This is a genomic window from Pseudomonas entomophila (genome assembly GCF_029478665.1).
Classification (GTDB): Bacteria; Pseudomonadota; Gammaproteobacteria; order Pseudomonadales; family Pseudomonadaceae; genus Aquipseudomonas; species Aquipseudomonas entomophila_F.
In genome coordinates, this window is the sequence record NZ_JARPQB010000002.1 from 48,565 (window position 1) to 73,379 (window position 24,815).

The following is a 24,815-nucleotide window of genomic DNA, read 5'->3' on the forward strand; positions in this document are numbered from 1 at the left end:
GGCTTCACACGGTCGACTGCCGCCACGAAGAAATGATTCAGAGTTTCTTCAAAAGCACCCTCCCGCGCTTTTTTGAACTCCACGCCGCGCCGCCACCTCCCAATCTTGAGACCCGCCAAACCTCCCGGAGCCCGCCATGGCCAAGCCCCTGCAGGAGTACCAGCGCAAGCGCGACTTCAACGCCACGCCCGAGCCGGCTGGCAAACGCGCCAGACCGCGCTCGGCCCACGCGCTGCAGTACTGTATCCAGAAGCACGATGCCAGCCACCTGCACTACGACTTTCGCCTGGAGCTCGACGGCACCCTGAAAAGCTGGGCGATCCCCAAGGGCCCCTCGCTCGACCCCAAGGTCCGGCGCCTGGCGGTGCACGTGGAGGATCACCCGCTGGACTACGCCAATTTCGAAGGCCACATCCCCGAAGGCCATTACGGCGCTGGCGATGTGATCGTCTGGGACCGCGGCGTCTGGGAGCCCGAAGGCGACCCGCGCGAAGCCTATGCCAGGGGCAAGCTGCGCTTCCGCCTGCGGGGCGAGAAGCTGTCGGGGGTCTGGAACCTGTTCCGCACCCACCTGGCCGGCAAGAAGGAGCAGTGGATGCTGGTCAAGTCCCATGACGGACAGGCGCGCAGCGAAACCGACTACAGCATCGTCGAGGCCCTGCCGGACAGCGTGCTGAGCGAGCGCACCCTGCCGCCACGGCGCCCGGCCAAGGCGACCACTGCCACGCGCAAGCGCAAGGCCGGCCGGCAAGCCCTGCCGGAGCGGCTCCAGCCACAACTGGCGACGTTGGTCGATTCCCCACCCAGCGGCGACTGGCGTTACGAAGTCAAGTTCGACGGCTACCGGATCCTGGCGCGCATCGACGGTGACGACATCCGCCTGTTCACCCGCAATGGCCACGACTGGAGCGCGAAGATGCCCCGTCAGGTCAAGGCGCTCAAGGCGCTGGGGCTCGACGCGGCGTGGCTGGACGGCGAAATGGTGGTGGTCGGCGACAATGGTGTGGCTGATTTCCAGGCGTTGCAGAACGCCTTCGATACCGAGCACGACGAACGTATCACCTATTACCTGTTCGACCTGCCCTGGCTGGGCGATGAGGACCTGCGCGAACTACCGCTTCAGGCGCGTCGCGCCACCCTGGCCAAGCTGCTGGAAGACAACGCTTCGCCGCTGCTCAGGTACTCCTCCGATTTCAAGGAGCCGGTCGACTCGCTGCTCGACAGCGCCTGCCGGCTGGAACTCGAGGGGCTGATCGGCAAACGTGCCGACAGCCCCTACGTCGGCCGACGCAGCAGCGACTGGATCAAGCTCAAGTGCAAGCAGCGCCAGGAATTCGTGATCGTCGGCTACACCGACCCCAAGGGCAGCCGCCAGGGGTTCGGCGCCCTGCTGCTGGCCCTGCACGACCCTGACAGCGGCCAGCTGCGCTACGCCGGCAAGGTCGGCACCGGCTTCAGCGCCACCACCCTGGGCAGCATACTCGCCCGCCTGAAACCGCTGCAGACCGTCAAGCCGCCCTTGGCCAGCCCCCCCACCGGGGCCGAAGCCCGCGGCGTGCACTGGCTCAAACCGCAGTTGCTGGCAGAAGTCGCCTATGCCCAGATGACCCGCGAAGGCATCGTGCGCCACGCGGTGTTCCACGGCCTGCGCGACGACAAACCCGCCACCGCCATCGACCTGGAGCAAGCGATGCCCGCCAAGCGTGCAGCACAGACATCCTCCGAGGGCCTGGGCAGCCTGCGCCTGACCCACCCCGAGCGCGTGGTCGATGCAACCATCGGCGCCACCAAGCGCGAGGTCGCAGAGTACTACGCCCAGGTCGCCGACCAGCTGCTGCCACAGCTCAAGGATCGGCCTGTAGCCCTGGTCCGGGCACCGGATGGCCTGGGCGGCGAGCTGTTCTTCCAGAAGCACGCCGGCCAGTTGCATATCCCCCACGTGCTCAGCTTCAGCAAGGCCCAGGCCGGCCAGGCGGCGATGGTGCTCAACCGCGCAGACAGCCTGCTGGGCGCGGTGCAGATGAACACGCTCGAACTGCATACCTGGAACGCCACCACCAAGGACTTCGACCAGCCCGACCGCTTCATTCTCGACCTCGACCCTGATCCCGCGCTGCCCTGGAAGGCCATGCTCGAGGCCACGCAACTGACCCTCACCCTGCTCGACGAGCTGGGCCTGAAGGTGTTTCTCAAGACCAGCGGCGGCAAGGGCATGCACCTCGTCGTGCCGCTGACCCGGCGTGCCGGCTGGGACGAGGTGAAGGACTTCAGCCATGCCTTGGTCGAGCACATGGCCGGCCTGTTCCCCGATCGCCTCAGCGCCGTGTCCGGGCCGAACAACCGGGTCGGGCGGATCTTTATCGACTACCTGCGCAACGGCAAGGGCGCCACCACCGTCGCGGCTTACTCGCTGCGCGCCCGAGAGGGCCTGCCGGTGTCGGTGCCGATCTGGCGCGAGGAATTGACTCAGCTCAAAGGTGCCAACCAATGGAACATCGGCAACCTGCACGAGCGCCTTGCCCAGGTCGACGACCCATGGTCCGAGATAGTCAGGACCCGTCAATCGATCACCGTGCGCATGCGCAAGCAACTGGGGATCGATTGATGGAGCGCGTGGTGGACCTGCTGCAATGGCCCGCCATGCTGCTGACCGTCGCGGCAGCATGGTGCATCGGTTCGCGCCTCCCACGCCGAAGACGCATCGGCTTCTGTTGCTTCATCGGCAGCAACGTACTGTGGGTGGTCTGGGGCTGGCAGGTGCAGGCCTGGGCGCTGATCGTCCTGCAGTTCTGCCTGTGCGCCATGAACCTGCGTGGCTGGAAGAAGAATACCCAAGGAGCGCCTGGCCCATGAACTACCTGAGGGGACTGGAGGGGCAACTACCGTAGTGACCGGGCAACAGACTATGACGCTTTGCGCGGTCGCTTGGCCGCCGGTTTCTTCGCCTTGGTCTTGCCGCCAAGGCTGCGCTTGAGCAGCTCGGTAAGGTCGATGATGTCCGCGCCCTTCTCCGCCGTCGCACCCTCGCCTTTGTCCACGGTCTCGATCTTGCCCTTGCTGGCCTTCTCCTCCACCAGGTCGAGGATGGTCTGGCGAAACGCATCATGGTACTCGTCGGGTGCCCATGGCCCGCTCATGTCTTGCACCAGCTTCCTGGCCATGTCCAGTTCGCGCTTGTCCAGCTTGCTGTCGGTCACACTTTTGTCCAGTTCCAGCGAATCCAGGCCACGCACCTCCTCGGGCCAGCGCAGGGTGATCATCACCAGCGCATCCTCCAGGGGGCGCAGCAGCGCCAGGTGCTGGCGGGTGTGCAGCACCACGGTGGCCAGCGCCACCTTGCCTGTGCTGCGCAAGGTCTCGCGCAGCAAGGCGTAGACCTTGCCGCCGCGGCGGTCGGGGCTCAGGTAGTAAGGCGTGTCGAACTGTTGCAGCGGGATGTCCCCGGCGTCGACGAAGGAAAAGATATCGATGGTCTGGGTCGCCTCGGGCCGGGCCTTGCGAATTTCCTCCTCGCTGATCACCACATAGCGGCCCTTCTCAAACTCCACGCCCTTGACGATGTGCTCCTTGTCGATCTCCTTGCCAGTCACCTTGTTCACCCGCTTGTAGCCCACCGGCTCCATGCTGCGCTTGTCGAGCCAGTCGAAATCCACCCGCTCGGTGCGCACGGCGGTGTTGAGGGAGACGGGGATGTGCACGAGGCCGAAGCTGATCGCGCCTTTCCAGATTGCCCGGGCCATGGTCGGCTCCTACGCATCGAACGGTTGGCCGGGCTGGCTGTAGCGCAGCGCGCCGCAGCGTTCGCAGCACTGGCAGTCAAGCCCGGCAATTTCCCGGACCAGCAGGCTGCGCCACTGGCAGCCACGCAACAGGCAGACGAGTTTCATCAGCCACCTCCCTGGCCCGCACATGAGGCTCTTACTAGGAGTGACTGTGCGGCGCGGCCAAGGTTTATTCGACTTTGCCCTATGGCAGTGGATTCCCCCCGACTTCCCCGGTGATATAGCTCGACTCCTGGCTGGCCAGCAGCACGTACAGCGAATTGAAGTCGCGCCCACTGAACGCAGGAGTCAGAAAAATGAACAGTCCATTCTTGAAACTCGCAGGCATCACCCTGGTGATGGGCCTGCTGATAACAGGCGTTGAACTGCGCCGATGAGATCGAGCGCCGCATATGCGCCGCATCGCGGATGAATCCGCTCCTACACGTGGCCATGACCGATAGGCCATGACAGGTGCGGCACGTTGCAACCGATGTAGGAGCGGATTCATCCGCGATGCGCCGCGCGGGCGGCGCTCGATCTCATGGACGCCGCAAGAATCCCGGCGGGCATCTGGCGGCCCTGATGCGGTCACGCCCCTGCGTCCAAAAACCTTTGTCTGTATGTCTTGGCAAGACAATGCGTTTGCTTTGTATGCATTTAAACATCAATCCATGCGCGATAAGATTTCGGCCCTGTCGTCAATGGAGTTCCCTCATGAGCAAGACCCTCGTCTACCTCTTCGATCCGCTGTGTGGATGGTGCTATGGCGCAGCTGGGCCTTTGCCGCAGATCCTGGCGAGCACGGGTGTCCACTTGCACCTGATCCCGACGGGACTGTTCGCCGGCGACGGCGCCCGCGCCATGGACGACGGTTTCGCGGCCTATGCCTGGAGCAACGACCAGCGTATCGAGCGCTTGACTGGGCAAGTGTTCAGCGAACGCTACCGCGATCATGTGCTCGCTGACCGGAACCAGGTATTTGACAGCGGCCCCTTTACCCTGGCGCTTTGCGCCGTGAGCCTGAGCGCACCCGACCACGAGTTCGAAGCGCTCAAGGCGATCCAGGCGGCGCGTTATGTCGACGGCCTGGATGTGACCCAACTGGACACCTTGGTACAGGTGCTGGGTAACCTCGGCCTGGAGGCCGCCGCCGAGCGTATCGCGCATCCGGACGACGCCCTGCTCCAGTTCAACCGAGATCGTGTCACCGAGGGGCGTGCCATGATGCGCAGGTTTGGCGCTCAAGGCGTTCCGACATTCGTCCTGCAACAAGAGAACGTCGCCCCACGGTTGTTGAAGGCGGGTGCTATTTTTTCGGATCCTGAAGCGTTCGTCCGCGAATTGAACGACTGAGCATTGCGCCCCTCCCCACGCCACCTCAATCAGTCGTTACCTCGGCGGTAGTATCTGCTGGCAGTGCGCCTTCAGACGATCGGATAACGCTTGAACAGGTCAGTCGCTTCCAGCCGTGCGGCATGGGCCTTGAGGGCCGGGAAGTCGTCGGCCTTGACCACCTCCGGCAACATCAGTTGCATGAACGACCAGACCACGGCCGTCGTGAGTGCAGCCTGGTCTGGACGTTCGCCGTGCGATTGATGTGCAGCCCAATGCTTTTCCAGTTCGGTGCAGGCCGCCAGCATTTGCCCGGTGACGCGCTCGACCCATGGCAGGTGAAGCTTTTCCGCCGGACGTACCCTGTGCTCATAGACGATCTGCACAGCCTTCTCGCACGCCGCCAGCGCGAACCCCAACGTGCTGAAGGCTACGGCCAACGCCTGCGGCTGCTGTGGCAACAATGTATTGGCGGGGCCGCTTAGGGTCTCGAAATAGTCGATGATCAGCGTCGAGTCCATGAGTACCGCGCCGTCGTCCAGCACCAGCGTCGGCGTCTTGACCACCGGGTTGATCCGGGCGAATGCCTCGAACGTGTTGAATACCGACAGCGGATCATGCTCGAACTTTACACCCAGCAGATCCAGGGAAATCGCCACGCGACGCACATAAGGCGAGTCCAGCATGCCAATGAGTTTCATCCATTACCTTCCTTAGTTCATTGAACGATTTGTCATCATAGAACCATTCCCTTGCCTCACACGCAAAACTCCTTGTCCCACCGACCGCTTTTTCCCATCGCTCCCGGTGCCCAGAATCCGCCCCTGACATGACTTCCCCTTCAGGAGAACCCGGATTGCACTACTTCAAACCCCTGCTGCTGACCCTGGCCCTGGCCACCGCCGCCCAAGCCACCCTGGCCGCCGACTGGCAAGATTCCCCCTACGGCAAGAACGACGAGATCGGCGCCGCCAACCTGCTCACCCCTGACGTGGTCAAACAGGCCGTAAGCCTGGTCAAAACCGGCAAGACCTACCCCCTCGCCGTCCCCGTCAGCAAGGACCTGCCCGCCTTCCGCCACCGCAGCTTCCACCTCTACAACATCCAGCCCGGCGAACAGGCCGGCCAGACCCTGGGCAAGAACAAGTTCAGCTTCAACGATGAGCTGGTCAACGGCTGGACCGGCGTTGGCACCCAGCTCAACGGCATCGGCCACATCGGTATCGACAACGTCTACTACAACGGCAACAAGGCCGCCGACTTCGTCACCGTCGAAGGCGTGACCAAGCTCGGCGTGGAGAAAGTACCGCCCATGGTCACCCGCGGCGTGGTGCTGGACATGACCGCCCACTACGGCAAGGCCATCGTGCCGGGCGGCACCTCCTTCACCGTCAACGACATCAAGGCGGTGCTGAAGCAGCAAGGCATCACCCTGCGCAAGGGCGACGTGGTGCTGTTCAACACCGGCTGGCTGGAGCTGATCGGCAAGGACAACCAGCAGTTCCTCGCCACCGAGCCGGGCATCGACCTGCCGGCGGCCGAGTGGCTGGCCGACCAGGGCATCGTCGCCTTCGGCGGTGATACCTGGGCCTCGGAGGTGTACCCGAACCCCACCGGCGAGGAGTTCCCGGTCAACCAGTTCATGCTGGCCAAGCGTGGCATCTACAACCTGGAGCTGATCGATACTCGCGCGCTGGTGCGTGACAAGGCCTTCGAGTTCTTGTTCGTGCTGGGCCAGCCGCTGTACAAGGGGTCGACCCAGGTCAACATCAACCCAGTGGCGATCCACTGATCATCCAGCCTCAAGTACCGTGCCCGTTGTTTGCAATGGGCACGCTCGCGATCAGCAGGCCCTTCAAGGTGTTCGACGTCAGCGTTGCAGCGCCTATGAGATCGAGCGCCGCCCGTGCGGCGCATCGCGGATGAATCCGCTCCTACCTCGGTTGCAACGTGCCCTGGCATGACTGGCCCGGAACGAACCTGTAGGAGCGGATTCATCCGCGATGCGCCGCGCGGGCGGCGCTCGGTCTCCGCGGCACTGCAAGGCTTGCGGCAGGCACCTGGCGGCCCACCTCCCCCTGCGCGAAAGAGATAGCCGTAATGACGATCGCAGGCTAGCCAACGGGGAGCTGCCCTAGTAAAACTCAAGGCTGTCCCCCTGGAGGTCTCATGCAGGATCTACGTCAGTTGCGCTACTTCGTCGCTGTCGCCGAATGCGAAAACGTCGGCCGCGCGGCGGAGCAGCTTCATATCTCCCAATCCCCCTTGAGCCGGCAGATCGCCCAGCTCGAGGACCACCTCGGCCTGGCGCTGTTCGAGCGGCGCAACCAGCGCCTGTTCCTGACCGCCGACGGTCGCACCTTCCTGTCCGAAGCCCGTGGCCTGCTCAAGCACGCCGAGCGCCTGGAATCGCTGGGCAAGCGCCTGGGCCGTGGCGAGGAAGGCGGGCTGTGCATCGGCTACGTCAACCACGCCATCCATGCCGGCGTGCTGCCCGGCGCGGTGCGGGCGATCCGCGGTGAACGCCCGAACATTCACATCGCCCTCTACAACATGACCCCGCGCGAACAGTTCGAGGGCCTGCGCCAGCGCAGCCTGGACATCGCCCTGGTCTGCGAGCCCCCGCCCGACAACGACCCCGACCTGCGGGCCCACCCGGTGCTGGACGACCCGATGCTGCTGGCCATCCCCGCCGAGCACCCGCTGGCCGCCAAGACCGATCTTGCCCCCGCCGACCTTCACGAACAGGAGTGGATCATCACCGGCGGGCAGCCCGACCAGATCAACAAGCGCGACGATTTCATCGCCCGTTGCGCCGACGCGGGCTTCACCCCGCGCCTGTCGCTGGAGGCCACCGACCCGCTGAGCGTGCTCGGCCTGGTGTCCGCCGGGCTGGGCCTGGCCATGGTGCAGGGCAGCCTGTCCGCCAGTGCGGGCACTACCGTGGTATTGCGCAAGCTTGAGTGGTTCAGCCCTTGCGTGCAGCTGTGGGCGGCCTGGCACCAGGTCGACCTGCGGCCGATCGTGGGGGTATTCCGCGAGCGCGTGCTGGCTCTGGCCGACCAGACCTAGAAGGTCTTAATTCAGTCGAATCAAGTCTTTTACAGTCTGGTCGTGCATCACTAGCATGGCTCCCATCGATGCAACTCATCCACAGGAGCCATTCCATGAACATCGACCTCGGCGGGCGTACCGCCATCATCAGCGGCTCGACCGGCGGTATCGGCCTGGCCATCGCCCGTGGCCTGGCCCGCGCCCATGCCGACGTGGTCATCGCCGGCCGTAGCCAGAAGTCGGTCGACGCCGCCCTGGCCGAACTGCGCGCCCAGGGTGGGCGTGGCCAGGTACACGGCGTGATCGCCGACCTGGCCACTGCCGAAGGCGCCCAGGCGCTGATCGCCGCTCACCCGCGTGCCGACATCCTGGTCAACAACCTGGGCATCTATGACGACGTCGATTTCTTCGACGTCGCCGACAGCGAGTGGGCCCGCTTCTACGACACCAACGTGCTGTCCGGCGTACGCCTGGCGCGCCACTACGCACCGGGCATGGTCGAGAAAGGCTGGGGGCGGATCCTGTTCATCTCTTCGGAGTCCGGCGTCGCCATCCCGGCCGACATGATCAACTACGGCGTGACCAAGGCCGCCAACCTCGCCGTCTCCCATGGCCTGGCCAAGCGCCTGGCCGGTACCGGGGTCACCGTCAACGCCGTGCTCCCCGGCCCGACCCTGACCGATGGCGTCGCCAACCTGGTGGCTGAAGCCGCCAAGGCTTCCGGTCGCAGCATTCGCGAAGAGGCCGACCACTTCGTGCGCAGCGCCCGCCCGAGCTCGATCATCCAGCGCGCCGCCGAGGTCGACGAAGTCGCCCACCTGGTGGTGTACCTCGCCTCCCCTTACTCCTCCGCCACCACCGGCGCGGCCCTGCGGGTCGACGGCGGTGTGGTCGACAGCCTCGCTATCTGAATTCACTCTGGAGACTCTCCCATGGCCAACGCCCAAGCATCCCTGAACACCCCACACAGCCCCGAGCAAGTCTGGGCCCTGATCGGCGGCTTCGACAGCCTGCCCGACTGGCTGCCGTTCATCCCTGAAAGCCTGTCCAGCGAAGGCGGCCGCGTGCGCTCGCTGAAAGACCCGGACGGTAACGCCATCGTCGAGCGCCTGATGGCCTTCGATGAACAGCAACGCAGCTACAGCTACGCGATCCTGACCAGCCCGTTCCCGGTGACCGGTTACCTGTCGACCCTGCGGGTCAAGGCCGACGGCCAGGGCAGCCGGGTGGAATGGTTCGGCGAGTTCACCCCGGTGGGCGTCAGCGACGAGGAAGCCACCGCGTTGTTCACCGGCATCTACGAAGGTGGCCTGCAGGCCCTGGCCAAGAGCCTGGGTTGATGTAACCCATCGAGATGGACACCAGGGCCGCCATCGAGCGGCCCTGTTCATTGCTGATCCCCGCTCAATACACCTTTGCCCCAACCCTGCTGTATCCCCACGCCTCGCCTCGCTACCCTGCCCCGTTTCCGCCCCTACGAGAACCTCTCATGCCCATCACTCATCGCGCCTGGGGTTGGACCCCGGGCGCAGGCCTGGACGGCCTGCAACTCATCGATAAACCCTTGCCTGAAGTCGGCCCCGGCCAAGTGCTGGTGGCCAACCGCGCCATCGCCCTGAACCCGGTGGACTGGAAGATCTGCGAATGGGGCCATGCCGACTGGCGCCAGGGCACCGTGCCCGGCGTGGATGGCGCGGGCACCGTTATCGCCGCTGGTGAAGGTGTCGACCTGCCACTGGGTTGCCGCGTCGCCTATCACCAGTCGTTGTCCCGCGACGGCAGCTTTGCCGAGCACTGCCTGCTGGATGCCAGCCTGGTGATGCACATTCCAGCCAACCTTGAAACCGCCGCAGCCGCAGCCGTCCCCTGCCCCGCGCTCACGGCCTGGCAGGCCCTGGCCAAGGTCGCCGACGGTGCGTCCCGTGATGTGCTGGTGGTCGGTGCGGGTGGCGCGGTGGGCTTCTATCTCGTCCAGCTGGCGGTGCAGCGCGGCCTGCGCGTGTGGGCCACGGCGGGCGAGAAACACCATGATCACCTCAGGCAACTGGGTGTGGTCGGGGTATTCGACTATCGCGCGGGCGACTGGCAGGCAGGCTTGCAAGCGGAACTCGGCGAGCGTCCGCTACATGCGCTGTTCGACACGGTCAGCGGCAGCCATGCCGCGAGGCTGGCGCACTTGTTGGGTTACAACGGCCACCTGGTGTGCATCCAGGACCGCCAGGAAAGCGCCCCGCTGCCCGCTTTCAGCACGGCGATCTCGCTGCACGAGGTAGCGCTCAACAGTGTCCATGCCCATGGCGGGCTGCTCGATCGCCAGGCGTTGAAGGTCGAAGGGGAGCGTTTGCTGCGAATGGTTGCCGATGGTCGCCTGCTAGCACCACAGCGCCTGGATTTTCGCTTCGAGGCGCTGCCACAGGCGTTACGCCAACTCAAGGAAGGCAGCGCATCGGGCAAATGGGTGACGCGCCTGGCGTGATCCGGCGGCCCAATGATAAAAGCCGCGCTTGACCCTTGGCCAAGCGCGGCGATGCAACGGCCATCCCCCCCGCGATGAATTGTCTGCGTTTGACCGGTCGCATTGCCTGGCCTCCCTCAGGGATGGGGCGCAACGGCAGATGACACCGGGTCAAGGAAGATCAGTTGCAAGGGTTCCGCCAACAGTTGGTCGGCCTGCGCGGCAAACCGCTGGAAATGAGTGGTGGCCAGGTGCGTGTCCAGGGCCTGTTGGTCATCGAACGCCTCGCGCATGTAGAACGTCCCGGGCTCGTCGCTGCGCTCGAACAGCATGTAGTCGCGGTTGCCAGGCTCTGCCCGGGTCGGCTCGATCAAGGCCAGCAGGGCCGCTTTCAGTGCCGTCACGTGGCCTGGCCTGGCCTTGAGGACTGCAAGGGAAACGAGGGGATAGTCTTGTCGGTTCACATCAAGCTCCTGGTCGGTTGCAAGGAGCAGGCGCGTGCGGCCTGCTTCAAAGCGCGGCTGTACGTCAACACGTTCACGGCGGCCTTGAAAATACCTGTCACATCGGTGTCAGCCATTGACGAAGAGGCGTCCGGTTTCAGAAGCCTTCCAGAACGATCTTGCCGCGCGCCTTGCCACTCTCGACCCGTGCATGGGCACGGCGCATGTTGGCGGCATTGATGGCGCCAAAATGCTCGCCCAGGGTGGTGCGCAGGATGCCCTGGTCGATAAGCCCGGCCACGCGCTCGAGCAACTCGTGCTGGCGCACCATGTCGTCGGTTTCGTACAGCGAGCGGGTGAACATCAACTCCCAGTGCAGCGACAGTGACTTGCGCTTGAGCGGCATGACATCCAGGGTCTGCGGGTCGTCGATCACGCCCAGGCGACCTTGTGGCCGCAGCACTTCAACCAGTTGCGCGAAGTGCTGATCGGTATGGGTGAGGCTGGCGACATGGCTGACCGACTCGATCCCCAGGGCCTGCAGTTGCCCTTGCAGCGGCGCACTGTGGTCGATGACATGATGGGCGCCCAGTTCGCGCACCCAGTCAGCGGTCTCTGCGCGGGAAGCCGTGCCGATAACCGTCAGGTGAGTCAGTTGCCGGGCCAACTGCACCAGCATCGAACCGACACCACCGGCGGCGCCAACGATCAGCAGGATATCGCCCTCTGCGCCGCCCTCCACGATACCCAGGCGATCGAACAGCAGTTCCCACGCGGTGATGGCCGTCAGCGGCAGCGCTGCTGCCTGCGCCGCACCCAGACTGCGTGGTTGATGCCCAACAATACGTTCGTCGACCAGGTGATATTCGCTGTAGCTGCCGGGCCTGGCGATGGAGCCGGCGTAGTACACCTGATCGCCGGGCTTGAACAGGGTCACCTGGGGCCCGACTTCACGGACGATACCGGCCGCGTCCCAGCCAAGTATTTTCGGCTCACGCGTGAAAGTGCCCGCGCGCACCTTGGTGTCGACGGGGTTGACCGACACGGCCTTGACCTCGACCAGAAGGTCCCTGGGCCCAGGGCTGGGCCTGGGCATGAAGGTGTCTTGAAGGGACGCTGGGTCTTCGATAGGCAAGCCGTTGTGGATGAAACTGATCGCTTTCATAGGCACTCGCTGCTGGATATGGTTTGATTCGTGAACCCAGTCTGGCGTGTCCGGTCCTTGGGAAAAACGGGCACTGCCCGAGAATACTTTCATTGCAGGAGTGATAATGATCCGTCTCGACGACCTGGGCATCTTCGTTCGCAGCGCGGCGCTGGGCAGCTTTACCGCGGCGGCCCGCGAGGCCGACCTGCTGCCCGGCCAGGCGGCCGAGGCGGTCAAGCGCCTGGAGCGTGAGCTGGATGTGCGGTTGTTTGCCCGCACCACACGCAGCTTGCGCCTGACAGCCGAGGGCGAGCAGTACCTGCCCTCGGCCCTGGCTGCCCTGGAAGCCCTCAGGCAAGGGCGGGACAACCTGCGTCAGGAAAGCGCCCAGCTCAGCGGAACCTTGCAGGTGGCCGCGCCCTCCGATCTGGGGCGTAACGTGCTGCTGCCCTGGCTCACGGCGTTTCGCCGCGAGCACCCGCAGTTGAACCTGCGCTTGTTTCTCTCCGACCAGGTCGCCGACCTGTTCCGCGAGCCCGTGGATATCGCCATCCGCTACGGCCTGAACGCCGACGCCAACTACATTGCCCTGCCATTGGCACCGTGGAACCGCAAGGTGCTGGTGGCCTCGCCCGAGTACCTGGCGCGGCAAGGCACGCTGCAAGCCCCCGAAGACCTGCGCGAACACCAGTGCCTGCTGTACATGCAGCAGGGCCGGGTCTACGACAAGTGGCAACTGGGGACGCAGACCGTCCAGGCGCGTGGCGCCCTGCTCTGCGACGATGCCGATATTGCCCGGCGCTGGGCGGTCGCCGGCGAAGGGATCACCTACAAGTCCTGGCTGGATGTGAGCGACGATGTACTGGCGGGAAGGCTGGTCGTGCTGTTGCAGGATCACCCGGGGCCGGCCATGCCGTTGAGCCTGGCATGCCCGCACCGCAAGCAATTGTCGCCTGCGGTGAGGCAGTTGCACGCCTGGCTGGCCTGCCGCTTCGCCGGGCTCAAGCGTGACTGATCCGCGGGAAGCGGGTGCCCCCCTCAGAGCGGCGCTTCGAACAGGTCCGATGGTGTCTGGGGCACATGGGTGACGCGCTTGGCGTGATCCGGCGGCCCAATGCAAAAGCCGCGCTTGCCCCTTGGCCAAGCGCGGCGATGATGCAAACAGGGCTGCACTGCAGCCCTGTCCTGTTCAAGCTCAAGCTGCCGGAACAGGCGCCAGTGCGTTGATCAGGCCTTGTTGACGCAAGTCGTTCCAGAACGCTGCCGGGATGACTGCGCTGAGGGCCGCAAAGTCTTCATTGGCATGCGCCACACGGGTGGAACCCGGGATCGCCGCGACCACCGCTGGGTGGGCCAGGGCGAACTGCAGGGCGGCCGCCTTGACGTCGACACCATGGGCACGGGCCACCGTGCGGATGCGCTCGAGCTTGGCCAGCACCGACGGGGTCGCCTTCTGGTACTCGAAGTGCTCGCCACCGGCAGTCACGCCGGAGCTGTAGGGGCCACCAACGACGATACCAACACCCTGCTCCGCCGCCTGCGGCATGACACGCTGCAGTGCGCGGTCGTGATCCAGCAGCGAGTAGCGCCCGGCGAGCAGGAAGCCATCGGGTTGCGGCTCGTCCAGGTCGAGGGTCAGCTCGATCGGTTCAACCCGGTTCACCCCCAGGCCCCAGGCCTTGATCACGCCCTCTTCACGCAGGCGGGTGAGGACGCGGAAGGCGCCCTTGCGGGCCGTCTCGAAACGCTCCAGCCACTCATCGCCGTAGAAGTCCTGGGCGATGTCGTGAATCCACACGATGTCCAGGCGGTCGGTCTTCAGCCGGCGCAGGCTGTCTTCGATGGAGCGCAAGGTCGCATCGGCGCTGTAGTCGTTGACGATGCGGTTGCGGTTGCCGTGCTCGAACAGGCCGCTCTTCTCGCCCAGCTCGCGGCTGGTGGGGTCTTCCAGTTCGTCGAGGATAATCCGCCCGACTTTGCTGCTGAGCACGTATTCGTCGCGAGGCCGACCGGCCAGGGCGTTGCCCAGGCGCGATTCGGAAAGGCCGGCACCGTAGAACGGCGCGCTGTCGAAGTAGCGCACACCGTTGTCCCAGGCGGCATCGACGGTGGCTTGTACCTCGGCCTCCGGTACGTTGCGGAACATGTTGCCCAGTGGCGCGGTGCCGAAGCCCAGCGGGTTGGCGATAAGCGATTTGAGATTCATGGGTGCATTCCTGGTAGGGGGAGTTGCTTGTGAACTCCAGTGGCGGCAATCCTATGCCGCCCCTATCAAGACCGTCCAAGTCATAATTCGACAGACTTGAGACCTTTAAGGCATGACCATGAGGGCTTCCGTGAGATTGCAACGCTGCCGCTGACCCAACGCAGTGTTGGCAACCGAACCTCGGCTAAGCTGCTAGCGCAAACCATGCCATTGTCACCGCAAGCCCGCCTCATGGCGCTTTTGCCCCCCCCGGCCAGCGCTCACTCATTAATTCAGGATGAATATGACAACCTCCCGTGTCTGCATTGGGCAATCTGCCAACCTTGTCGATGGACTCAACCCCCACTGGACCCCGCAGCAAGGCCTGCCCGGCCTGCTCTATCCCGTCCTGGAACAGCCGCTGGCCACGCGCCCGGCGCGCGTCGTCGAACCCCGCGGAACCTGGTCCTTCCCCGAACTGAGCCTGCACGAAAATGCACTGAGCCTGCTGGATGCATTGATTCCTTTTCAGGTGGTCTCACCCTCCAGCGAGGTCGACGCGCCTTGTATTGGCGCGGGCGCCCTGCTCGCTGGCGCACAGTCCAGTCAATCGTCGCTGCAAGCGCTGTCAAGCACCCTCGGGGTCAACCTGGATGATGAAGGCTTGCGTTACGTACTGGTCAAGTTGACCCGTGTAGATGGCACCGACACTCACGCCAGCGCCGCCAACGGCATCCTGATGCATGTCCGCCCAAGCCAGCCAGAGCCCGCCTATGGGCTCACCCCAGCGTTCCTTTCCAACGCGACCAAGCTTCCCCACGCCGGCCGCTCTCGCCAGCAGGACTATGGCGAGCAACTGACCGTGCTCAAGGCCCAAGGCATTGTGGATACCTTTGCCGTTTACGGTACTCACTATGTCAGCGCCGTAACGCTGGGCGATACCATCCTGCAGGTATTCGCTTACCGAACCGAAGCATTTGCAAGAATTCGTCAGGCCTACGCCAAGGGGCGCAATCCGTTGTCAGGCCCCAACACCCATTACTTTGACCAGTTCACCACAGACAGCACCGTGAGCCCATTGGGGTACGTGGCACAGTACGGCAAGTTGCTTTGCCTGAGCGATTGCAGCGCGTTCAATCTCAGTGTGCAAAAGGGTGATTGGGTCGACCCCCTCTGGTCGCACCAGAGCAGTATTTTTGCCCCGTTCATAAGCTCCACGGCACTCACACACCTGGACCTGGCGGATAGATTCATCGAGCAGACGACCGTACACGTGCAACTGGCCAGCCTGGCATTGATGGTCGAGCAAAAGCGCGGACTGCTCTGGCAGCGAATCTTCAAAGGGGCCATGGTGCAGAAGTATCGCGACCGCATCGGGGCCAACTTCGCGGTGTACGACACCCGCGATTTTTCCAGCCTGCTGCCAGAAGACACTCAGGACGTGGTGTCCTTCATTGCCACCCCGAACATCAACCTCTTCAAGGCTCAGATCGACCTGGCCACATTACCGCTCATCGCGCCGCAACAGGTTCGGGACTTCACCCTGCTGGCCAACGTCCTGTCCATGAGCCAGGGCGCTGCGGTCGATGTTCCCGGTGCCCAGGTCCGGTTGTTCGGGCAAGTGATCGACATGCGCACGCAGGGGCAGCCGCGCGCTATCCGTTTGAGCAACGATGCCTACAGCACGCTGCAACTGAGCTGCGATGAGTTTCTGGGCGCCCTGGCCATCAGCGATCACCAGGGTGATCGTTACAGCGTGATTGTCGACGGCCTGCGTTTCGGTCTGCGTGGCGACGGGCCGCGCGCGCAGCCGTTCATCGAATCGGATGTCCGAGGCACCCCGGCAAGCGACTGCCTGCCCGCGCTGATCGACAATCTGGAGTTCTCCATGAGCTTTGCCGAGGCGGCGCTCTGTGATCGGTCCTCCAGCAGCGCCACAGGCCTTCAGACGCTGATCAAGCAGTACCTGTCGTGGTTGATCGAACTGCTGCCGGGTGACAGCAAGGACGAACGGACCACCACATTACGGGTGAGCGCCATGGACCTGTTGCGCTGTAGCGACGATGCCCGGCAGGAGAGCTATGTACCGCTCCTGCCGTTCGACGACTACAAGGCGTACACCAGCAGCATCATCGAGTACCTGGAGCGCATCCAACTGCAGATCGCCCAGAATGAACAGCGGCTTGCCAATCGCAAGCAGCAGGAGTTGCTGGTCGAGGTTGGCAACACCCTCAATCAGAACATCATCCAGTCCGGTGAGTTGATCAGCGCCGTGATCAGCGCCAACGCCGCCCAGTTGCAAGACCTGGAGTCACTCCAGCGCTCACTCGTGGAACAAGGCGGCGCGGAGGCCGAGCGTCAGCAGCGCATGCTCAACGAGCTTGACAGCCAGTTGTTCGAAGCGCGCGCCACGGTCGATTTCGCCGTGCAGAAATACAAGTCCGCCGTGGAGCGCTGGCAGGCTCATGAGGAACTGAAGTTCGGTCTTGAAGTTGCCACCCAGCTGTTCAACCTGGGCACCGCGATCGCGGCACCGGCCTCCTCCATTTCCGCCGTCAAGGCGTTGGGCCTTACCGCCCAACGCATCCAGAAAACCCTGAAAGTGTTGAATGCCACCGTCAAGCTGTACTCAGGGGTGAGCACTGGCCTTGACGGGTTGTCTGCCGCGCAGCAGACGCTCGATGAACTGCAGGAAGCGTCGTTCGACCGCCAGAGCCTGTTGACCTGGGATGAACTGCCGGTCGAGTTCAACCAGATCATGGCAACGGGTCCGGATGTGCCGGAGAAAGGCGCGCTGCAAAGCGCATTCGCCATCATGATCATGCGCGGCAAGGCGGTCGTCAGCGCCCGCGCGTCACTGCATGGCGTGCTGCGCGACCTTTATCAGAACCAGCAGCGCCAACAGCTCAACGCCAGGCAACTCGATCGTTTTGCAGCACTGCTGCACAGGCTCAAGCCTGCCCGTGTGGAGGCGCTGGATGTCGACAACATCGACCTGGTCGCGCTCACCAGCCAATTGGCCTTCGTTCGCAACCAGATGCTGACAATCCTGGGCAAGGCCTTCCTGTTGCAGGACCAGGCCTTGCAATACACCTACCTGCAGCCGGCCACGCCGGTACCGTCAGCCAGCCTGCTCGGCTTCAGCAGAGCGGTGGTTCAGCAACACGCCAATACCCTGGCGGCCAAGACAGCCTTGGCGCCCTACCAGGCGTCCCGCACCCAGCCCATCGAAATCGTCATCAGCGGCATACGCCCCGAAGCGTTGACCGAAGGCAACAGCCTGCTGCATACCCTTTACCTGGACAACGCCGCGTTCCAGGAGTACGTGGATGCTCGCGTCGTGGCCGTCGTGGCCACCGTCGAAGGCATCAAGTCCACCGACAGCGGTAACTACCTGCTGCGGCTCGCCTGTAATGGCACACCGTTTCACGACCGTAACCTTCAGCGCAAGCGCATGAGCTTCCACACGCCTGGACGTGAACGCATCTACAGCTATCGGGCCAACGATAACGCTCCAAACTTCTCGGACCAGGGGCAGTCCTGGTCCGACGGGGTCAGCCGCATCACCCCGTTCACCAACTGGGAAATCTCTCTGCCTGCCAGCAAGGTCAACGCAGGCCTGACCTTTGATCGCGAACTGCTCACGGTCCGGCTGTCCTTCGTGCTGGAGGCACGCATTGTCGATGCCTACGGCACGCGAGCGCCACTGGCGCGTGCGCGGCTTGAATCATGCACGGCCGAGCGTGCGCGGCCTGCCGCCACCGCCCCTACGACGTCGCAAAGCCTGCTCAACCAGATGTTTACCGAAGGTCCCTGCACGAACAACTGGGACGTGGTATTCAACATGCGCCTCGACAGCATCAACGAGGCATTGGCCGCACAATACGAGCGTTTTAACACGGACTCGCAGTTCACCAATAAATTCGTTTACGAAAAAGATGAAGACCTGAAACACCGCCCGAACGCCATGACCATTCGAACCAACCACCTCGAGTTTGAATACGGCTATCCCAAGCTTGAGTTTTCTGCGAACGACACCTCGACGGTCACGGTGAAGATGAAAATCAGCAAAGGCTATTTTCAAACGTGGGAGCGCAGCTTGAAGCACCCAGAGGATCCTATCGAGTACAACCCCAAGGAGATAATGGACGGAGAAACACTGACCATCGCCGCCATCCCCCTGCAGAAGGTCAGTGGCGTTATCAATAACGAGAACCCTGACGGTACGCCGAGCTCGACCAGCAACACCTTGGCGGTGACGTTGGCGCTGGCCGAAGGCGTATTCAACCTGGATATGGATTTCAGCGACACCGAAGCAATGATATTCAACGAGGAGCTTCAGAATCACTTCAGAAAGCTTAATTTCGTATTTGAAATCAATCGACTGGACCTGAGCAATGTCCCGACGTTGAACGAACTCAAACCCAACGGGTTCAACTTCAAGGTCCTCAAGACCCCGGCCGGCAATGAAATGCTCCAGCTGTTCATCATGACGGGAGACCGCCCGATGCTGGACAAGTCGTGCATGTCACTCAACGATATTGCCGAACCGCTGCCGGACGATCAGCAATGCAGCCTGTTCGTTCGTTCGTCGTTGGTGTTCGGCAGTATCCTGCCTGCCAGTTTGCGCAGTGACAATGGCTGGACCCTGCGGGGTATCGACCCGCAAGCCGCGCACACCTCCTGGTCGGCTGAATTCAGCCAGGCCAACCTGGGCGCAAGCCTTGACCTGAGTGCCTTGAATCACACCGCGTCAGTGGGCGGTGGCCAAGTCTACGATGTCACCTACAACATGCCCAATGGGGGCGGCATCACCTGTTCACTGGCGGGCACTCAACTAAAGGCACAAGCCAACGGCCAGTTGCACTTCAGCGGCAGCCATAAACAGGCCTTCGATTTCTTCGAGATCAGGTCCTATCATGGCCACCAGATGGAGAAGAACAGCTGCTCGACCGATGTGTCACTTGCCGTCAATGCATACTTGCCACTGTCTGTCAGCGGCCAAGGGCGCGAGCAAAGTATTCAGATCAGCCTGGAAAGCAAAGCCATCACCCTGGACGGCCACTTGTCCGGTGGTGGGCCCAGTGGCACGGACGACCTGAACGCACAGGTCAACCAGCAGTGCCGGGATCAACTGCCGGAGCAGGTCAAGCGCAACCTGTCTTTCTCGTTCAATCCGATTTCAGTGTTCGCCCTGAAAAACCTGCTCTTTCCGGAGAAAAACTACATCACGTTCAGTGCCTGCGCCGTTCCGGCTGATCTTGTGCTTCTAGGCCGCTTCAACAAGCAACCCTGAGGCGACTGTAAATGAAACATCCCGCCCTTGCTCGAGCATGAAGGGCGGGATGCCAATTACCGGCAATGGCCGCAATGCCGCTTCCATCAGACAACTACCCTTTCGACAGCACAATCATGTGTGAACGGCGCCCCTCGCCAACCACTTGGTGGTGCTGGCTTCTGTGGGAGCGAGTGTATCGAGGCGTCGAACCGCCGCGAAGCAGGCACCACGGTGCTTGGCACCGGCCTTGCCGGTGTTCGCCAGCAAGGCTGGCTCCTACCGTTTGGGGGCCGGCCCACGGGATGCATTCGCGTACCCAAGCACACCATGGATCTCTGAAACCACCTGCATCGTTGCCGCCTCGATCGTGCCTTCATTACGGCACAGCACCCAGCTGTTATCTGCAACTGCCCGCTCGAAGGCCTTGGTACTGGCGACATGCTCTTCCAGTTCATGCATCACCGTGCTGCTCAACCCACGCGTTCGCGCCGCTGCCCTCGCCCACGAGATTTCCGGGGCGGTGACGACCCCGACATGCAGGTCTGGCACGCGCACGTTGCGTTCGAGGTTCAAGCGCAGAATCTCGGCAAACGGCACCAGCCGGCGAAACGCGGCATCGGAGGGGTACCAGCGATCGATCAGGATGATGCTGTCCGCTGGCTGCTTGGCCAGTACGTGTTGCGAGATCCAGTGACGGCTGTCGGCAAAACGCTCGCAAACCCTCAGTTCCAGCTCCCGGCAGGGGTTCCTGACGAACTGGTTGACCAGAGCCATGGTTCCACCCCGGTAGGGATCGCTTTTCTTCTCGCAGATCCGGATCACCTTCCGGTTGTCCGCCCTGAGGGCTTTGGTGACGGACTCCAGCAGCGTGGTCTTGCCGGTGCCCTTGGGCCCATCCAGGGAAATGAACAGCGAACGATTCATGTTTCAGACAACTCGTTGATGTGTGTGGCCTCTGTTGGGGCGGCTTCAGCCGCGATGCAGGCATCACGGTGTGAGGCACCCGCTTCGCGGGTGATCGCGGCTGAAGCCGCTCCTACAGGATTGGCACCAAGGTGGCGGCGTTACATCAGGCAGTAGAACTCGCTGACCTCTGCCACGATCTTGCCCTCGGCATCATACAGCCTCGCCCCTGGCGTCATGGCCATGGATGATTATGTGTAGCCTCCGTAGGAGCGGCTTCAGCCGCGATGCAGGCATCACGGTGTGGGGCACCCGCTTCGCGGGTGATCGCGGCTGAAGCCGCTCCTACAGGATTGGCACGAAGGTGGCGGCGTTACATCAGGCAGTAGAACTCGCTGACCTCTGCCACGATCTTGCCCTCGGCATCATACAGCCTCGCCTCCGGCGTCATGGCCATGGAGCGCGCTTCGAGCACGTATCGTTGCCCCGCCTTGAAGTGCGCGTAGTTCACGGTCAGATAGCACTGCCGGACAGTGGGGCCACCCATCATGCTCATCCCTCCGCCACCATTCACTTCGTAGTCGAACCGCACGACCAGCTCATGGCCACCGGGGCTGACCTGGAAGAACCGGCCGTCGCTCAGGCGCTGCTTGTCCAGGCGCTCGGCCAGCAGCACGCGGTCATTGGGGAAGGGCATCGAGAAGTCGACCCAGGCCATCTGCGGGTTGGCGGCCGGCATGGGGGCCTGGCAACCGGCGATGGTCGTGATTGCCAACAGCAACGTCAAGCTGCGCATGATAGATGCCCCGATGACAGTCGTTCGATAACACATTACCCCTCGTTCAAGCCTTAGTCTTGCGCCGTCTGATCCACAGCCAGGCAACACCTGCCAATGCCGCCAACCCCAACGGCAAGACCTGTGCCTTGTACGGTCGCAGCACGTCGCGCGCGGCATCCAGCGCCTCGGTCACATAGCGCTTGTTGGCCTGGTCGAACCGTGGCGCCTCGCACTGCTTGCCGAAGTCCTCCGCCCATTCGACGAAAGGCCCCTGCTCGACATAGCGCTTGTACAGGGCACTTTCCTGATCACTGCCGGGCACCCAGCCGGCCGCCGTGCACAGCACCGCGGCGAAGGCCTGGCTGCTATGGGGCAGCTGGTTCGCGGCCTGGTTGGCCAGGTCGGCGGCGACATAGCGGTAGTGATAGCGCAGGTCGGGCTTGGCTTCGGTTGCCTGCTGACGCTGCAGCTCGCCGGCGCCAATCAACGGCCCCGGTTGCACTTCGCCGCCTCCCAGGCTGAAGCCGCCGCCCAACCAGGCGTAGTCGGGCGCCATCTCGTAGCCCAATATCTCCATGCCGGACGTGCGCGCCAATGTCGCCGCGGCATACAGTGCCTCGGCTCGACCGGTGGCCGTCCAGCGCGAGACAGCGTCCTTGCGGTGCTGCACGTAGGCCTTGACGTCGGCTTGCTGTTGCGGCGTATCGAAATAGGTCGGCGCTTCGTCGTAGCGCCCTTCGCGCAGCAGGCGGCGGCCGAGCAGCTCGCGCAACTGCGTCGCCAGCGGTCGCGGCACGTAACTGCCCTCCTCGGCCTCGGCGGCCGGCGGCGCGGGTACATGGGCATCGACATACCCCTTGAGCTCATCGAGGGTCAGCACCCGCTCGGCCACGTTCGCCGCGTCCTGCCAGTAGACCTCCTGGCTTCTGTACAGCTGGTCGAACGCCTGCAGGTAATCGCCGCGCTCCAGGGCCAGGATCGCGCCCTCGCCTTCGACCCGGCAGCCGGGTTTCACGCTTTCGTAGTCCCAATCGGGCGTTTGCCGCGAACCCCAGGATTCGTCGCGGGGAAACGCGGCGGCGGCCTTGGCGTAGGCAGTCGCCGCCTGCGCCTTGTCACCCTCGCGCAAGGCCAGCTTGGCGCGCAGCCACCATGCAAGACCGGTGTCGCCGGCATGGCGCAGATACCCTGCGGCAGCGGCGAAGTCGCCCTCTTGATAACTCAGCGCAGCCAGCCGGTCGGCATCATCCAGCTTGTCGCCGACACTGGCCTGCAGCAGCCGGGGGAGGCGCTGTTCTTCAGCCGGCTGCTGCCTGTCGTAGTCCCAGCCGATATGGCTCAGCAGGTAGGCGGTGAGCAGCTTGCGTGCCATGGGTTGCCGCAACAGGGCTTTCAGTGGCTCGTCCGGCATGGCCACCAGCTCGTCGGCGAGCTGCCTGAGCGAGCTGTAGCCATTGCCCGAGCCCAGCCGGCTCTGGTTGGCATACAGTTGGATGGCACTGTTCCAATCGCCGGCGAGCTTGGCCAGGCGGGCCTCCTCTCCGAAGCTGGCCACCCCCAGTTCGAGCGGGTCGCTGAAGCCTTCGGCGCTGAATGTCCGGGCCTGCTGGAAAGCCTGCCGTGCCCGAGCCCGCAACGGCTCGGGTACTGGCTGCGGATCGTCGCCGGCTTCAAGGCTCTGGGCCGCCAGTGCCCGCCCCAGGGAGTAGGCCGCCCAAGTGCTGCGCAGCTTGCGTTGCTCGGCGGGCAGCGCCAGCACCTTGTTGAAGTACTCCACTGCCTGGGCATTGTCACCGGTGTCGAACGCCACCGCGCCGGCGATGTACAGGCGCAGTTCGTCCGGCAGGTCGACACCCTGCGCTTCCACCTGCTGCGGATCCTGCAAGGTGCGCAGCCGCGCGACCTTCTCCCGCAGGTTTTCCGGCAGCTCGCTGGCTTCGACCTGGCTGCGCTGCGCACGGTACGGCCGGTCGTTGTCGTCGCTGTCCCAGTAAGGCGTCAGGGTGACTTCAGTGGTGGGCTTGAGGCCCGCCAGCGGCTGGCCGAGACGGTTTACTTCGAAAGCGAAATTACCTTCCGGCAGCTCGGCCAATGTCTGTGCCCGATCCCTGAGCAACTGCATCGGGAAGTCGGGGCCACAGGCCAGCGCCGTGCCGAAGGGTACGCCCAGCGACAGGCACAACAGGTGCCGAGGCCAGTTACGGGTAGACATGCCATGCTCCTTGATCGATTCCTTGGCAACGTGCCCAACCGAGCACGCGCCGGCCCCCAGCCACGACACGCGCGCTGGACTGGCGGTTGAAGACGAGGTGTTGGGGGGATAGCTGCAAGCGGTAACCGTTGAGCCCGTCCGCGGCGTCGCAAGTGCCGATGTCCAGTGCTACCCGCTCGGGCAGTGGCAGGTCGAGATTGCCGACGTTGGCCAGGCTGATGTCGTAGAGCCCATCGCGACCAGTCGTTTCGACCTGCCACTGGCTGGCCAGCGCGTCGCCGCGCGCCACCGCCTTCAGGGTGGTCAGGCTCCAGGCGCGGCGGTCGCCGGGCAACGGCAGGCGAAACCAGATCAGCCCGGCCAGGTGCGCGGGCGGCTGGTTGCGCAGTTGCCGCCCCAGCTCCAGTAGTTGTTGCGGGTCGGCCAGCAGCTCTCGACGCTCGCCGGCAATATTCAATGGGGCTTCGCTTTCCACCACGGGAGCGCCACCGGTATCCGGCAGCAGCGCGGTGCCATAGGCGGGCAAGGCGAGGTAGAACGGCTTTTCGCTGACGCGGCTCCATCGTTCGGCCCATTGCCTGGCTTGTAGTGGGTCGAACAGGCCCCGCCGTGGGTCGCTCACCGCATGCACCTGCAGCACGCTGCTGTCCACGGCCTGTAGCAGCGCAGGCAGCTGCGGGCTGTCGAGCCAGGCGGGCAATGCGGTGATGCTCAGTTTCAGGCCGGGCGGCAGCTGTTCACGCAGGTTCAAGAGAAAGTCGGTGTAGCCCGGCAGGCGGGCGCTGCCACTGTCGTGGTCGATTTCGAGCCCGCTCAGGGTCACGCCGACAGCCTGCCAGTCGGCCAGCAGTTGCGCGATCTGGGCACCTGCCGCCTGGTCCAGTGCCGGGAGTTGGCCGTCCAGGCGCACGACCGCGATCAGCGGCCGGCCATCGGCCTTCAGTTGCTCCAGGTCGACCAGCGCCCTGCTCCACCCGGCCTTGGGCTGGGCCTGCAGCGCCAGTACCCGCAAGGTCGTGAAATCCGCCCGGCTGTCGGCCAGGGCCTGGGCATGGACAGGCCGCCACTGGCGCTGCCAGATGTACAGCTGCTGGTCGAGTGGCGATGCGGGTTCGGGCTGGCAGCCGGCCAAAGCCCCGAGAACGACACAGGCAAACAGGCGGCGCAGGGACGGGGTGACGGGCATACAGTCCTTTGTCTGGCGCGCTCGGGCGCCGTTGCGAGGTGGCGATATTACCTCAATGCGGCACCTCGCGAACACGGC

The 24,815-nt window shown here is 63.8% G+C and carries 20 protein-coding genes; 10 read left to right on the forward strand and 10 right to left on the reverse strand.

Features of this window, described 5'->3' with window-relative positions:
- Positions 1–136: 136 nt before the first annotated feature.
- Entirely contained in the window at positions 137–2,605 is a 2,469-nt protein-coding gene (ligD, locus tag P5705_RS01755; RefSeq protein ID WP_277459268.1) for a DNA ligase D, read from the forward strand.
- Positions 2,605–2,853, forward strand: a complete 249-nt coding sequence (locus P5705_RS01760) for a hypothetical protein (RefSeq protein WP_277459269.1) — start codon at positions 2,605–2,607, stop codon at positions 2,851–2,853. Before ligD ends, P5705_RS01760 begins: the two co-directional genes overlap by 1 nt.
- A 50-nt stretch (positions 2,854–2,903) precedes the next feature.
- Here the strand turns inward: P5705_RS01760 and P5705_RS01765 are convergent, their stop codons facing one another.
- Both P5705_RS01765 and P5705_RS01770 read right to left on the reverse strand, forming a co-directional pair.
- Positions 2,904–3,740, reverse strand: a complete 837-nt coding sequence (locus P5705_RS01765; RefSeq protein WP_277459271.1) for a Ku protein — start codon at positions 3,738–3,740, stop codon at positions 2,904–2,906.
- A gap of 9 nt (positions 3,741–3,749) precedes the next feature.
- Positions 3,750–3,887 (reverse strand): PSPA7_2676 family Cys-rich small protein, encoded by a 138-nt coding sequence (locus P5705_RS01770; protein WP_203646679.1) that lies wholly within the window; start codon positions 3,885–3,887, stop codon positions 3,750–3,752.
- A 591-nt stretch (positions 3,888–4,478) separates the two neighbouring features.
- On the opposite strand from P5705_RS01770, the gene P5705_RS01775 reads away from it, so the two are divergent.
- The gene (locus tag P5705_RS01775) at positions 4,479–5,117 is read left to right on the forward strand and encodes a DsbA family protein (RefSeq protein ID WP_277459274.1); all 639 of its coding nucleotides are present in this window, start codon (positions 4,479–4,481) and stop codon (positions 5,115–5,117) included.
- A 71-nt stretch (positions 5,118–5,188) separates the two neighbouring features.
- Here P5705_RS01775 and P5705_RS01780 read toward each other — a convergent pair whose 3' ends face one another.
- The gene (locus P5705_RS01780; RefSeq protein WP_277459275.1) at positions 5,189–5,797 is read right to left on the reverse strand and encodes a glutathione S-transferase; all 609 of its coding nucleotides are present in this window, start codon (positions 5,795–5,797) and stop codon (positions 5,189–5,191) included.
- Positions 5,798–5,952: 155 nt separating this feature from the next.
- Between P5705_RS01780 and P5705_RS01785 the strand changes: the two genes are divergently transcribed.
- From P5705_RS01785 to P5705_RS01805, 5 genes are all read left to right on the forward strand, one after another.
- Positions 5,953–6,888, forward strand: coding sequence for a cyclase family protein (locus P5705_RS01785; RefSeq protein ID WP_277459276.1), 936 nt, complete (start codon positions 5,953–5,955; stop codon positions 6,886–6,888).
- 377 nt (positions 6,889–7,265) lie between these two features.
- Positions 7,266–8,168, forward strand: a complete 903-nt coding sequence (locus P5705_RS01790) for a LysR family transcriptional regulator (protein WP_277459277.1) — start codon at positions 7,266–7,268, stop codon at positions 8,166–8,168.
- A gap of 95 nt (positions 8,169–8,263) precedes the next feature.
- A complete protein-coding gene (locus P5705_RS01795) occupies positions 8,264–9,061 on the forward strand; it encodes an SDR family NAD(P)-dependent oxidoreductase (RefSeq protein ID WP_277459278.1) in 798 nt (265 codons plus the stop codon).
- Between the two features lie 21 nt (positions 9,062–9,082).
- Positions 9,083–9,490: an SRPBCC family protein gene (locus P5705_RS01800; RefSeq protein ID WP_277459279.1), complete on the forward strand. Its 408-nt coding sequence runs from the start codon at positions 9,083–9,085 to the stop codon at positions 9,488–9,490.
- Between the two features lie 149 nt (positions 9,491–9,639).
- Positions 9,640–10,626, forward strand: coding sequence for a zinc-binding dehydrogenase (locus P5705_RS01805; protein WP_277459280.1), 987 nt, complete (start codon positions 9,640–9,642; stop codon positions 10,624–10,626).
- A gap of 116 nt (positions 10,627–10,742) precedes the next feature.
- On the opposite strand, the gene P5705_RS01810 is transcribed toward P5705_RS01805, so the two are convergent.
- Positions 10,743–11,069 carry a putative quinol monooxygenase gene (locus tag P5705_RS01810; protein WP_277459282.1) on the reverse strand — a complete coding sequence of 109 codons (327 nt, stop codon included), beginning with the start codon at positions 11,067–11,069 and terminating at the stop codon, positions 10,743–10,745.
- Between the two features lie 136 nt (positions 11,070–11,205).
- Positions 11,206–12,213, reverse strand: a complete 1,008-nt coding sequence (locus P5705_RS01815) for a zinc-binding alcohol dehydrogenase family protein (RefSeq protein ID WP_277459283.1) — start codon at positions 12,211–12,213, stop codon at positions 11,206–11,208.
- Between the two features lie 106 nt (positions 12,214–12,319).
- On the opposite strand from P5705_RS01815, the gene P5705_RS01820 reads away from it, so the two are divergent.
- The gene (locus P5705_RS01820) at positions 12,320–13,210 is read left to right on the forward strand and encodes a LysR family transcriptional regulator (protein ID WP_277459284.1); all 891 of its coding nucleotides are present in this window, start codon (positions 12,320–12,322) and stop codon (positions 13,208–13,210) included.
- Positions 13,211–13,390: 180 nt separating this feature from the next.
- Here P5705_RS01820 and P5705_RS01825 read toward each other — a convergent pair whose 3' ends face one another.
- The gene (locus P5705_RS01825) at positions 13,391–14,401 is read right to left on the reverse strand and encodes an aldo/keto reductase (protein ID WP_277459285.1); all 1,011 of its coding nucleotides are present in this window, start codon (positions 14,399–14,401) and stop codon (positions 13,391–13,393) included.
- Between the two features lie 283 nt (positions 14,402–14,684).
- Between P5705_RS01825 and P5705_RS01830 the strand changes: the two genes are divergently transcribed.
- Positions 14,685–19,676 (forward strand): hypothetical protein, encoded by a 4,992-nt coding sequence (locus P5705_RS01830; RefSeq protein ID WP_277459287.1) that lies wholly within the window; start codon positions 14,685–14,687, stop codon positions 19,674–19,676.
- 258 nt (positions 19,677–19,934) lie between these two features.
- Here P5705_RS01830 and P5705_RS01835 read toward each other — a convergent pair whose 3' ends face one another.
- The 4 genes from P5705_RS01835 to P5705_RS01850 form a co-directional block, all read right to left on the reverse strand.
- Complete coding sequence (locus P5705_RS01835) at positions 19,935–20,582, reverse strand: dTMP kinase (RefSeq protein ID WP_277459288.1); 648 nt, start codon at positions 20,580–20,582, stop codon at positions 19,935–19,937.
- Positions 20,583–20,934: 352 nt separating this feature from the next.
- Entirely contained in the window at positions 20,935–21,357 is a 423-nt protein-coding gene (locus tag P5705_RS01840) for a hypothetical protein (protein ID WP_277459289.1), read from the reverse strand.
- 46 nt (positions 21,358–21,403) lie between these two features.
- Positions 21,404–23,551 carry a hypothetical protein gene (locus P5705_RS01845; RefSeq protein ID WP_277459290.1) on the reverse strand — a complete coding sequence of 716 codons (2,148 nt, stop codon included), beginning with the start codon at positions 23,549–23,551 and terminating at the stop codon, positions 21,404–21,406.
- Positions 23,538–24,737, reverse strand: a complete 1,200-nt coding sequence (locus P5705_RS01850; protein WP_277459293.1) for a DUF3142 domain-containing protein — start codon at positions 24,735–24,737, stop codon at positions 23,538–23,540. Before P5705_RS01850 ends, P5705_RS01845 begins: the two co-directional genes overlap by 14 nt.
- Positions 24,738–24,815: the final 78 nt, after the last annotated feature.